The organism is Cupriavidus sp. 22TCCZM04-2, from assembly GCF_057798895.1.
Genome location: NZ_JBYOJS010000005.1, coordinates 107,129 through 118,868 on the forward strand (window position 1 = coordinate 107,129; position 11,740 = coordinate 118,868).

Annotated in this window: 11 protein-coding genes, 1 tRNA gene and 2 riboswitches; of the genes, 7 read left to right on the top strand and 5 right to left on the bottom strand. The window is 67.2% G+C overall.

Annotated elements, in window-relative coordinates:
* Positions 1–245: 245 nt before the first annotated feature.
* A complete protein-coding gene (locus AC3FKG_RS10555) occupies positions 246–1,091 on the bottom strand; it encodes a MipA/OmpV family protein (RefSeq protein ID WP_488743020.1) in 846 nt (281 codons plus the stop codon).
* Between the two features lie 242 nt (positions 1,092–1,333).
* Here AC3FKG_RS10555 and AC3FKG_RS10560 point away from each other — a divergent pair, with 242 nt between their 5' ends.
* Positions 1,334–1,717: a hypothetical protein gene (locus AC3FKG_RS10560; RefSeq protein WP_488743021.1), complete on the top strand. Its 384-nt coding sequence runs from the start codon at positions 1,334–1,336 to the stop codon at positions 1,715–1,717.
* Between the two features lie 9 nt (positions 1,718–1,726).
* Positions 1,727–1,960: a YMGG-like glycine zipper-containing protein gene (locus tag AC3FKG_RS10565; protein WP_483709803.1), complete on the top strand. Its 234-nt coding sequence runs from the start codon at positions 1,727–1,729 to the stop codon at positions 1,958–1,960.
* A 94-nt stretch (positions 1,961–2,054) separates the two neighbouring features.
* On the opposite strand, the gene AC3FKG_RS10570 is transcribed toward AC3FKG_RS10565, so the two are convergent.
* Both AC3FKG_RS10570 and AC3FKG_RS10575 read right to left on the bottom strand, forming a co-directional pair.
* Complete coding sequence (locus AC3FKG_RS10570; RefSeq protein ID WP_488743022.1) at positions 2,055–2,288, bottom strand: hypothetical protein; 234 nt, start codon at positions 2,286–2,288, stop codon at positions 2,055–2,057.
* 430 nt (positions 2,289–2,718) lie between these two features.
* Positions 2,719–2,794: transfer RNA gene (locus AC3FKG_RS10575), tRNA-Arg, on the bottom strand.
* A 348-nt stretch (positions 2,795–3,142) separates the two neighbouring features.
* Here AC3FKG_RS10575 and AC3FKG_RS10580 point away from each other — a divergent pair.
* Positions 3,143–4,033, top strand: coding sequence for a c-type cytochrome (locus AC3FKG_RS10580; protein WP_483709805.1), 891 nt, complete (start codon positions 3,143–3,145; stop codon positions 4,031–4,033).
* An 88-nt stretch (positions 4,034–4,121) separates the two neighbouring features.
* Here the strand turns inward: AC3FKG_RS10580 and hemN are convergent, their stop codons facing one another.
* Complete coding sequence (gene hemN / locus AC3FKG_RS10585; RefSeq protein ID WP_488743023.1) at positions 4,122–5,591, bottom strand: oxygen-independent coproporphyrinogen III oxidase; 1,470 nt, start codon at positions 5,589–5,591, stop codon at positions 4,122–4,124.
* A gap of 209 nt (positions 5,592–5,800) precedes the next feature.
* Between hemN and AC3FKG_RS10590 the strand changes: the two genes are divergently transcribed.
* On the top strand, positions 5,801–6,943 hold the full coding sequence (locus AC3FKG_RS10590; protein WP_488743024.1) for an ABC transporter substrate-binding protein: 1,143 nt from the start codon (positions 5,801–5,803) through the stop codon (positions 6,941–6,943).
* Positions 6,944–7,011: 68 nt separating this feature from the next.
* Here the strand turns inward: AC3FKG_RS10590 and AC3FKG_RS10595 are convergent, their stop codons facing one another.
* The gene (locus tag AC3FKG_RS10595) at positions 7,012–9,108 is read right to left on the bottom strand and encodes a UvrD-helicase domain-containing protein (RefSeq protein ID WP_488743025.1); all 2,097 of its coding nucleotides are present in this window, start codon (positions 9,106–9,108) and stop codon (positions 7,012–7,014) included.
* 277 nt (positions 9,109–9,385) lie between these two features.
* On the opposite strand from AC3FKG_RS10595, the gene AC3FKG_RS10600 reads away from it, so the two are divergent.
* From AC3FKG_RS10600 to gcvH, 3 genes are all read left to right on the top strand, one after another.
* Positions 9,386–9,622: a YMGG-like glycine zipper-containing protein gene (locus AC3FKG_RS10600; protein WP_488743026.1), complete on the top strand. Its 237-nt coding sequence runs from the start codon at positions 9,386–9,388 to the stop codon at positions 9,620–9,622.
* Between the two features lie 80 nt (positions 9,623–9,702).
* A riboswitch (glycine riboswitch) is annotated at positions 9,703–9,790 on the top strand.
* A 21-nt stretch (positions 9,791–9,811) separates the two neighbouring features.
* A riboswitch (glycine riboswitch) is annotated at positions 9,812–9,940 on the top strand.
* 96 nt (positions 9,941–10,036) lie between these two features.
* Entirely contained in the window at positions 10,037–11,164 is a 1,128-nt protein-coding gene (gene gcvT, locus AC3FKG_RS10605; protein ID WP_483709810.1) for a glycine cleavage system aminomethyltransferase GcvT, read from the top strand.
* Between the two features lie 104 nt (positions 11,165–11,268).
* The gene (gcvH, locus tag AC3FKG_RS10610) at positions 11,269–11,649 is read left to right on the top strand and encodes a glycine cleavage system protein GcvH (RefSeq protein WP_483709811.1); all 381 of its coding nucleotides are present in this window, start codon (positions 11,269–11,271) and stop codon (positions 11,647–11,649) included.
* Positions 11,650–11,740: the final 91 nt, after the last annotated feature.

Below are 11,740 nucleotides of genomic sequence, written 5' to 3' on the forward strand. Positions count from 1 at the left end.
GATGGCGGCCCGTCCAGGGGTTCAGCGACGCAAATTGCGCGCCATGTGCGCCGACGCACCGACTGGAGACGTATTGCGATGCGTGCGCGCAAAGGCCTTCCCACAATCAGGCAGAAGTGTTTCAACCGTGATGCACGGCGCGGGTTCCGGCAGCCGCGCCAGCGCGCCAAAACGATGCCGGGTGTGACGCCCCCTCGTCTCGGCAAGGATGGACAACCTGTTGCAGGCGCGACACGTGTCCGGCGCTAGCGCCACGTGTAGCCCAGGCCCACGCCATAGGTGATCTGGTTGCGCGTGCCGCGCTGGGCAACGATGGGACTGTCGGCCGCGTCGCCGGCCAGCCGCTGCGCATAAACCATGGCCCCGGCATACCAGTTCCTGTCGATCTGGTAGAGCAGCGCGAGCCAGCCGGTGTACTGCTCCAGCCCGCCCCCGGGGTTGTAGGCCGGCAGCCCGCTGGCGGCCGCATCGCCGTCGGTCACGCCGAAATAGGTACGGTTGAAGCTGTCGCTGACCCAGCTCGCACCGAGGCCGACGCCGGCATAGACGCGTCGATGCATCGGCACCCACGCCGAGGCGTTGGCGCTGACGCGCGCGCCGCCGTAAACGATGCCCGCATTCGTCATCACGTTGATGCCGCCGCGCAGCCGGAACGGGATCGCGCCTTCGTGCAGGTACTCGTAGCCGAACCAGCCGCCGGCCTCGACGGTCGTGTCGATCTCGTGGATGCGCGACACCACCGGGTCGTCGACACCGCTGCGCCCCAGGCGCAGCGACACCGCGGGCCCCCACTGCCAGCCGGTCAGCCCGCCGAAGTTGAATTGCGCGTAAGGGCCGTACCATTCGAGCAGCCGGCCGCCCGGGGTCACGTAGCGCACGCCGGGCACGACCCCGATGGTGCGGTCCTTGCCACCGGCGAACTCGGTGGTCGAGCCCACGCCGATGCCAACCATATTGGGCAGCGAGCCGGGCAGGTCCAGCGGCGATGCGGCGCTGCCGCTTGCGGACAGCGCCAAAGCGAGGGCCGCCAGGCCCGGGCCTGCGATACGCCGGATCCGTGCCCGCAGTGCTGTCCGCGCAGTGCGTGCCATGTCTCGCCCTCCCCGATCGAATACGCCGAATCAGGCGAATCTATCAGCACATAGGCGACGTGGACGCAGTCGGTGATATGAAAGTTTTCGGCCGCCGGCGCTGCCGGGCACCGTTGCACGGCGGCGTACCGGTCACTGGAATAGCGACTAATATGAAAGCGCGCCAACCGGCACCCGCTGCCCGGAACCAGGCGCGACGGTAAGGCGGACCGCCGCGCACCTGGTCCGCACGGGAGTGTGCAATGACAACCAGGCAGAAGCTGCACGCATGGACCGCCGCCGCGTGCATGGCGCTGGCCATGGCATCCGGCGTGGCCAGCGCGGACGAGGTTCCGCTCGTAACGGGCAAGCAGTGGACAGAGTCGACGGAGCAGATGAAGAAGGCCTATCTGGTCGGCATCGCCAATGTGGTGCAGGTCGATGTCGCCTACCACGCCGGCAATGTCCCGCCGGACTCGCAGACCATCGTGCCGCGCCTGGCGCGGGGCCTGAAAGGCCAAACGCTGGACTCGGTCCGTGACGGCCTGGACCGCTGGTATGCCGCCCACCCCGACCGCCTGCAGCGGCCGGTGCTCGAAACCATCTGGTTCGAGATGGTGGTGCCTGGACTGCAGGTCAAGAAATAAGGCGAGGCCATGAAACGACTTCAATGGATCGGCGCGGCGCTGGCGGTGGCCAGCGTGACCGCATGCACCGGCATGACGCCGCAGCAGCAAGGTACGGTTTCGGGGGCTGCCATCGGTGCCGCCGCCGGCGCGGGCATTGCGGCCATCGCAGGCGGCAGCGGCTGGACCGGCGCGGCCATCGGCGCGGTGGCGGGCGGTGTGGCAGGCAATATCAAGGGGCGCAACGAGCAGCAGCGGTACTGACCGCCGGGGCGGGCCACCGTCCGGCCACGGCACAGTCGGTCGCTGCGGCGATTCTTCCTGTCCGCGCGCGGCGCGTCGGGCCCCTTGTCGCTGCTCAGCGGTAACCGATCCGTGCCAGCAGCCGGATGCTCTCGGTCACCAACTGCTCGCTGCGCTCGACCACGCGGCGGTTGGAGGCGCACATCCACTGCATCCGCTCCAGCAGATCGTCGTTCTCGATCCACGCCGTCCTGCCTTGCGGCTCGGCCGGCCCTTGATCGTCACCGGCTTCCGAACCGGCCGGCATCCGCTCGTGCGCGGCAACGACGGGGGAAATCTTGCTCGCCATGGTGGTCTCCGCCCCTGGGACAACTGGAAGTCTTGGCGCATTGACGGCCGCCTGGGTATCCGGCGCCGTCCTACACGCAAGCCCGCATCGAGCCAGCCACGAGAATCGCCGCGCCGCACGCCAACCGGCATATTCCTGCACAGGGGGCGGCGGCGACACCCCTCCGCAGAGGCAAGAGACAAAAAAGAAGCGCGGACATGCCGCGCTTTCCAAATGTCCTGTCAGAAACGGGGAGCGTTCTGCAGGGAGAGGCCTCAGTGGCACTCTAAGTCCGCCCCCTTGTGAAGACAATTGAAACATCCTTAGGACGGAATTAAGCACCTTGCGGAAAGTGTCATAAACGGGAGCGCTTCGATTCGGTGCTTGCCAAGGCGCTGTCGGCCTGGAGGCGGAATGCCAGCCGGAACGCAGCGAGTCATTTCGGGAAATTTGGCGCGCCCGGCTGGGATCGAACCAGCAACCCCTGCCTTCGGAGGGCAGTACTCTATCCATTGAGCTACGGGCGCGCGGAAAGTGGTCTGGCACTGGCGGCAGGGTCTGCCACGGGTGCAACCGGTGCGGCGGGCGAATGCCGCCGCTGGGAAGTCGCATAGGATACCGCGTTTGCGCTGAGGCGTCCATGCGCGCGAATCCGGGGACATCGCCCAACGTCTCGGAACCGTCTCTTTCGGCCCAGCCATGAGGCCTTTGGGGCTATAATCGCGAGCTATTTCCGTCAAGACGCAGCGGCACCGCGTTGGCAAACGGGGGACAGTACTGAACCACGCAATCAGAAGGACCCAGACGTTCAAGGGCCCGATAAATCAAGCCGAGCGTGAGCGGCTGAAGGTTTCCTGCAAAACTGAGAGTTCTGTATGAGCGACGTCCAACACCAACACGACGAACACGAGTCTCCCATCAAGACGCCGAAGCAGCTGATCGCAGTGGTGATCGCTGCGTTCCTGGTCCCGATCATCGTGATCATCCTGCTGGTCAATTTTGTCGGCCACGGCTCCAAGGAAGGTGCCGGTTCGGTCACCACGGCGGAAGCCATCAATGACCGCATCAAGCCGGTCGCTTCGCTCGAGATCAAGGACGCCAACGCACCGCGCGTCTTCAAGACCGGCGAGCAGGTCTACAAGGAAGTCTGCGCAGCGTGCCACGCCACGGGCGCTGCGGGCGCGCCGAAGTACAGCAACGCGGGCGACTGGGCCAGCCGCATCGGCCAGGGCTTCGATGGCCTGCTGAGCTCGGTGCTGCACGGCAAGGGTGCCATGCAGCCGCGCGCCGGCACCACGCCGGACGACTACTCCGACTACGAACTGGGCCGCGCCGTGGTCTACATGGCTGACGCCGGTGGCGCCAAGTTCCCCGAGCCTCCGGCCCCTGCCGCCGCTGCTCCGGCCACCGCCGCGGCATCGGATGCCGGTGCCGCTCCGGCTGCCGCCGCCGCTCCGGCTCCTGCAGCGGCGCCCGCGCCCGCTGCCGCTGCGCCGGCTCCGGCCGCAGCACCTGCCGCGGCTTCCGCCGAAGTGGGCAAGAAGGTCTATGACCAGGTTTGCGCCGCTTGCCACGCCGCCGGCGTTGCCGGGGCTCCCAAGTTCGGCGACAAGGCCGCCTGGGCGCCGCGCCTGAAGGAAGGCATGGACGCCGTCCACAACTACGCGCTGAAGGGCAAGGGCGTGATGCCGCCGAAGGGCGGCTATGCCGGCCCCGACGCCGATGTGCTCGCCGCCGCCGACTACATGGCCAGCGCCGCCAAGTAACACCGGCCGCACAGACATAAAAAGCCCGCGACTGGATCGCGGGCTTTTTTTCGCCTGTTGGTTGCGCGCCGGGACCGGCGCCTCCGGATCAGACCACGCGGGAATATCGCGGCACGAACCGCACCGGCTGGGCGCCGTCATTGGCTGACGGCGGGGCAACGGGCGGCCTGGCAGCGTCTTCGCGCAGGTAACGGTCGAACACCATGGCAACGCGGCGCACGAGCAGGCGGCCCAGCATGGTGACCTCGATGCGGCCCGGCTCGCGACGAACCAGGCCGTCGGCGCCGAGCCGGTCGAGATCGGCAAGTTCGGCGGCAAACCTGCCTGCGAAATCGATGCCATGGCGTGCCTCGATCTGCGCGATGTCGAGCACGCCATTGCACATCAGCGCCCCGATGATCTCGCGGCGCAGGTGATCGTCGTCTTCCATCGTGAAGCCCCGCATGACCGGCAGCCGGCCGGCGTCGATTGCGGCGTAGTAATCGTCGAGCGTGCGCGCGCTCTGCACGTAGCGCCCCGCCACGGCACCGATCGCGGAAATGCCGAAGCCGAGCTGGTCATAGCCGGCATGTGTCGAATAGCCCTGGAAATTGCGCTGCAGCCGGCCCTCGCGCTGGGCCACGGCGAGGTCGTCGTCGGGCAGCGCGAAGTGGTCCATGCCGATGTAGACGTAGCCGGCGGCAGTCAGGCGTTCGATCGTGGAGACCAGGATATCGAGCTTCTCGCCCGCGCTCGGCAATGCGTTTTCGTCGATGCGCCGCTGTGGCTTGAAGACATGCGGCAGGTGCGCGTAGCTATAGACGGAGAGCCGGTCTGGCCGCAGTGTCAACACCCGCTCCACGGTAGCGTTGAAGCGCGCCGTGGTCTGGTGCGGCAGCCCGTAGATCAGGTCCAGGCTGACCGACCGGAACCCCAGTTTGCGCGAGGCGTCGACCACCGCGCGGGTTTCCTCGAACGGCTGGATGCGGTGGATGGCCTGCTGGACTTCCGGGTCGAAATCCTGCACCCCCAGGCTGACGCGGTTGAAGCCGAGTTCGGCGAGCAACGCCATGCGTTCGTAGTCGACACGGCGCGGATCGATCTCGATCGAGTGCTCGCCGTCGGCCGGCAGGTCGAAATGCTCGTGCAGCGATGCCATCACGCGTCGCATCTCGGCCGGGTTCAGGAAGGTCGGCGTGCCGCCACCCCAGTGCGATTGGAGCACCTGCCTGCGGCCGCCCAGGTGCGCAGCCGTCAGCGCCATTTCCCGGCCAAGGTAGCTCACGTACTTGGCGCTTCGCCCGTGATCGCGCGTGATGACCTTGTTGCAGCCGCAGTAGTAGCAGATGTTCTCGCAGAACGGGATGTGCAGATACAGCGACAATGGTGCCGGCGCGGCGGCGCGGCAGTCCGCCAGCGCGGCGTGGTAGGCCGATTCATCAAGGCCGCCATGGAAGCGGTCGGCCGTCGGGTAGGACGTGTAGCGCGGGCCGTTGCCGTCGATGCGGCCGGCCAGCGCGCGGAAATCGGAGAGGGCGCGGCGATCGATGGCCGCGGATGGCGTGGTGAGCGTGTGCATGGGGGCGGACTGACCGGCGAGTTTGACGACTCATGCTAGTTCCCCGACGCCGGTAAGGAATTGACGCGCGTCAAGCTCGACGGTCGCATGGCACGGCCCGCCCCCCTCGTCGGCGGGGGTATTTCGTCACAGTTCTGTCACACGTGCCGGATACGCTGCGCCCCGCATCTCCGGCAGCCACCGCCCGGACAGCCAGCCATCCCCTTTCCATGCCCTCGATCCTGCCTTGTTTGTCGTACCCATCGCTGCGCGGCGAAACGCCGCCCCCCTCCCCGCGCCGCCGCCAGCTGATGACCGCACTTGGCGGACTGGCCGCCGCGCCGCTGGCCCTGGCCCAGGCGCCGACGCGGCGCACCGTCGTGGTCGGCCATCTGCTCGACCGAAGCGGCGCCCAGGCCGACCTGGCGCGTGACTACCTGGCCGGCGCCAAGGTCATGTTCAACGCGGCCAACGCCGCCGGTGGTCCGGTGCGGATTGCGCATGTCGTGCGCGACGCAGATGCCGATCCGCGCGCGGCGCTCACGCAGGCACTATTGCTTGCCGATAGCGAGCATGCCGAACTGCTGTTCGGCCCCGGCGACCGGCTGTTGCCGGCCCTTGCGGCCTCGCCCGAACTGCACCGGCGCGGCGTGCAGATCGTGGCGCCGCTCTCGGGCCTGGCCCTGAACGCGGACAACGTCTGGTTCACGCGCGCCGACTACCAGGCCGAACTCGACACCGCCGTGAAGCAACTGCGCGACTACGGGCTGACACGGGTGGCGCTGGCGGTCTCGGCGGAGTTCGCCGCCTCCGCTACCGGCAACGGCGCCGCGTGGCTGGGGGCGCTCGAATCCACGATGGGCACCCGCGCGGTGCCGCTGGGCGGCAACGCGGACGCCGCCGCGCGCACCATCGCGGCGCAACGGCCCGGTGCCGTGATCGTGGCGGGTGACACGCTGGCCTATGCGAGCCTGGGCCGGGCCCTGGCCGCTCAAGGCTGGTACGGATTCCTGGTCGGCTTGTCCGCGGTCAGCCCAACTGTGGCGCGCGAAGTGCTCGGCGCGGGCTATCCGGGCGGCATGGTGCTGACGCAGGTTGCGCCCGGACCGCAGGCCGCCACGCTGCGCGTGGTCAAGGAGCACGTGGCCCGCATGAAGCAATACCTTGACGAGCCGCCCTCGCCCGCGACCATTGCCGGCTATATCGGCGCCGCCTGGCTGGTGCGCGCACTGGGTGCGTGGCGCGGCAATGGCGCTGTGGAATTGCGGCGCGCGCTGCAAGCTCGCGTCGATGTGGGCGACTTCACGCTCGATTTCACGCAGGGGCAGCGCGGCTCGCGCTACGTGCAGCTTGCTGCTTCAGGCACGCGGTAGGTCCAGGCGCGCGCGCAGGCCGCCGGCTTCACGCCGCGGCGTGCATCGTCCACGGCCTCACGCAGCACTCAACCGGGCGCCGTCTTGCCGCCATTGCCAAGCAAGGCCTTCAGCGCGCCAAGCCGGTCCTTGGGACTCATCGCCGGCATCTCGTCCTTCGGCGGGGGCGCTTCTTCCAGCTTCATCTCGCCGATAAAGCGCGACGGTTCGCAGGAATAGGTCTCCCGCGCGCGCTTGCGCTTCTTGCACCAGCTGATATGCAGGCTGCGCTGGGCGCGCGTGATGCCCACGTACATCAGGCGGCGCTCCTCTTCGATTTTCTCGTCGGCCATGTCCTCGTCTTCGCGGCAGTGGGGCAGGATGCCCTCTTCCACGCCGACCAGGAACACGTGCGGATACTCCAGGCCTTTCGAGGCATGCAGCGTCGAAAGCCGCACTGCGTCGGGGTCTTCCTCGCGCCCCTCCAGCATGCTCATCAGCGCCACGGTCTGCGTCAGTTCAAGCAGGTTCTTGCCTTCACTGCCGAAGCCATCCGCATTGTCGAAGCCGGTGGCTTTGCCCTCGCCCTCCGGCTCGGGCCGCGTGCCCTTGCGCTTGAGCCATTCGAGGAACTCGAGCGTATTGGTCCAGCGCGACTGGGCCTGGCGCTCATCGAACGAGTCATACAGGTAGGCCTCGTAGTGGATGCCTTCCATCATGTCGTCCAGCACCACGCTGGCCGGATCCTTGGTCGCGCGATCGGCCAGGCGCACCATCGATTCGCAGAACACGCGCAGCGGCTCGAGTTGGCGCGGCTGCAGCCTGGCTTCGATGCCCCCCATCATGGCGGCCTCGAACAGCGACACCTTGGCCTGCCCCGCGAACGTGCCCAGCACTTCCAGCGTGGTGTTGCCGATGCCGCGGCGCGGCGTGGTGATGGCGCGGATGAAGGCGGGATCATCGTCGGGGTTGGCGATCAGCCGCAGGTACGCGCAGATGTCCTTGATCTCGGCCTTGTCGAAGAAGCTCTGGCCGCCGGACAGCACATACGGAATGCGCTCGCGCCGCAGGATCTGCTCGAAGAGCCGCGCCTGGTGGTTGCCGCGGTACAGGATGGCGTAGTCGCGGAACTGCGCGCGGCGCTCGAACTTGTGGGCGGACAGGCGGAACACGACGGACTCGGCCTCGTGCTCCTCGTCGTTCATCGGATGGATGGCGATCGGGTCGCCCATGCCGTGCTCGCTCCACAGCTTCTTGTCGAACAGCTTCGGGTTGTTGGCGATGACCGCGTTGGCCGCCTCCAGGATGCGCACCGTGGAGCGGTAGTTTTGCTCCAGCTTGACGACCTTGAGGTCAGGGAAATCGGTCTGCAACAGGCGCAGGTTGTCCAGCGTGGCGCCGCGCCACCCGTAGATGGCCTGGTCGTCGTCGCCCACCGCCGTGAACGCCGGCGCGCGCAGGTGCGAGCCACCCGCGAGCAGCTTGAGCAGCTGGTACTGGCACGCGTTGGTGTCCTGGTATTCGTCGACCAGGAAATAGCGCAGGCGGTTCTGCCACTTGAGCTGCACCGTTTCATTGCGCGCGAAGAGTTCGGCGGGCAGGCGGATCAGGTCGTCGAAATCCACGGCCTGGTAAGCATGCAGGGTGGCCACGTAGTTGCGATAGACCAGCGCCGCCTGGTGTTCGTCGGCGTTGGCGGCCTGCGCGATGGCGGCTTCCGGGTCGACCATGCCGTTCTTCCACAGCGAGATGGTGCCCTGCACGCTGCGGATCAGCTTCTTGTCGGTGGTGCCGAGCTGCTCCTGGATCAGGCCGAAGCAATCGTCCGAATCCATGATCGAGAACTGCGGCTTCAGGCCCACATGCTCGGCTTCCAGGCGCAGGATCTGCACGCCTAGCGAGTGGAACGTGCACACCGTGAGCTGCTTGAGCGGCAGGCGCTTGCCCTCGCGCGAGGTCTTGCCCTCCATCAGCTTGCCGATGCGCTCCTGCATCTCCTTGGCCGCCTTGTTCGTAAACGTGACGGCGGCGATATGGCGCGGCTCGAAGCCCTTGTCTTCGATCAGGTGCGCGATCTTCTGCGTGATCACGCGGGTCTTGCCCGAACCCGCGCCGGCAAGGACGAGGCAGGGCCCGTCCAGGTAGCGGACGGCTTCGGATTGGGCAGCGTTCAGGCCGTGGGTCATGCGTGGGATGTCTGGCGTGGAAGGTGCGTCGGAGGGCGGCGGAGGCGCCTGGTACGCAACATGCCGCAGCATGCCGGCGGCCGGCGCGAAGCCGGCCATGTTAACACGCCCGGCAGGGCCGTTCTGTCAGCGGAAATCGCTATTTTCTTGCTGCGGATATTACTGAAGTAACACTTGGTAAGAGCCAAAACCTGCGGCATATCGCGGCTTCTAATCGGTATGGCGGGGTGGATTCCGATCTGCCCCGGGCCCATTGAAGTCACTTCCGGAGCCAATCATGAGAACTCTACGAGCCCTTGGCAAGGCGACACTGGTAGGCGTTGCGGTAGCTGCCCTGGTGGGCGGCTGTTCCGATATGACGCCCAAGCAACGCAATACCGCAATCGGCGCCGCGGCCGGTGGCGTCGGCGGTGCCGTGCTCACCAACGGTAGTGCGGTCGGTACGCTCGGCGGCGCCGCGCTTGGCGGCGTGGTCGGTAACGTCGTGACGGACGATAATCACCACCACCGCTGATCGGCGCTGAGGCAATCGCTTACGGCAATAACGGGCGGGCCTGCCGCGTTGACAAAGGCAGGACCCTCCCGTACATTGCGCGCATCCGACCGGGAGAGCGCGCACCCGTTGCGCCGCCGAAGGGGTATCACCCGAAAACTCTCAGGCACCATGGACCGTTCGGATCGGCATGCAACATGCACACGATGCATGCCGCACTCTGGAGAGCGGCACCCGCCAGCCATGGCGAGCGTGCCCACCGAAGGGGCGCGCGAGGATCGGACCTGCTAGGCGGGGCGACCTCGTAATCTCTCAGGTATCGAGGACAGAGGGGTCATCCGCGGCAGCGGATTGCGACGCTATTCGAGCGAAGCAAGCGCTGCGGCGGATGACCCTTTTTCGTTTTCGAAACCGAGATTGCCCCCGAGGATTCCCATGACGCTCCAGGCCACGCCCCTCAACGCTATCCACCGCGCCCTCGGCGCCCGCATGGTCGATTTCGGCGGCTGGGACATGCCGGTCAACTATGGCTCCCAGATCGAGGAACACCACGCCGTGCGCACCGACGCGGGCATGTTCGACGTGTCGCATATGTGCGTCGTCGACCTCGCCGGTCCGAACACCCGCACCTTCCTGCGCGGCCTGCTGGCCAACAACGTCGACAAGCTGCAGACGCCCGGCAAGGCGCTGTACTCCTGCATGCTCGACGAGAAAGGTGGCGTGATCGATGACCTGATCGTCTATTTCTTCGCCGAGGACCGCTTCCGCCTGGTGGTCAACGCCAGTACCGCGCTGGGCGATATCGAATGGATCCGCGCGCGCAATGACGCCACCGGCAGCGGCGTGACGATCACCCCGCGCCGTGACGACGTAGCGCCAGCCGGCACGCTGCCGCTCGCCATCGTCGCCGTGCAGGGCCCGAACGCCCGCACCAAGGTATGGAGCGCCTTCCCGTCCACCCAGCCATCCGACGCCCTCAAGCCCTTCAACGCCATCGTGGTCCAGGATCCTGCCATCGGCGAGATCATGGTCGCGCGCACCGGCTACACCGGTGAGGACGGCTTCGAACTCGTGGTGCCGGCCGAGAACGTTGCCGCGGTGTGGGAGAAGCTCGACGCCGCAGGCGTGCGCCCCGCCGGTCTCGGCGCACGCGACACGCTGCGCCTGGAAGCCGGCATGAACCTGTACGGCCAGGACATGGATATCAATACCTCGCCGCTGGACGCGGGCCTGGCCTGGACCGTGGACCTGCTGAGCGAGCGCGATTTCACCGGCAAGGCGGCGCTCGCCGCCGCCGGCCAGCGCCAGCAGTTCGCCGGCCTGATCCTGCGCGACAAAGGCGGCGTGCTGCGCGCGCACCAGAAGGTCCTCACCGCTGCCGGTGATGGCGAAATCACCAGCGGCACCTTCAGCCCGTCCCTGTCGCAGTCGATCGCTTTCGCGCGCCTGCCGATGGGCGTGGCGGTGGGCGACACCGTGCAGGTGGAGATCCGCGACCGCAAACTCGCGGCGACTGTGGTTAAACTGCCGTTTGTGCGTAATGGCAAGGCACTCGTGAGCTGAGGCGGTAACGCCCCGGCCCACCTCAACGGTCGCCCATCGCGCCTGGCCCATCGACCGATGGCAGGCGCCTGAACCAAGAACAAATCTGAATCCGGAGAACCCTCATGAATTTCCCCGCTGACCTGAAATACACCGAGTCGCACGAGTGGGTGCGCGTCGAAGCCGACGGCACCCTGACCATCGGCATCACCGACCACGCGCAGGACGCGCTGGGCGATATCGTCTTCCTGGAACTGCCCGAAGTGGGCAAGTCGGTCGGCGCCGGCGACGCGCTCGCCGTGGTGGAATCGGTGAAGGCCGCTTCCGACATCTACGCCCCGGTGGCCGGCGAAATCATCGCCGTCAACGAGGCCGCCACGGCCGCGCCGGAAAGCGTGAACGCCAACGCCTTCGACGCGTGGCTGTTCAAGATCAAGCCGGCCAACAGCGACGACGTCAACGGCCTGATGTCGGCCGACGCCTACAAGGCCAGCGTCGGCGCCTGACGCCAGCCAGCCGGCCCCGCGCGGGCCGGCCACTGTATTGATGCGCGGCGGCATGGCTGACCACCTGCCACCGCGCCCCCAACGAGGTTCT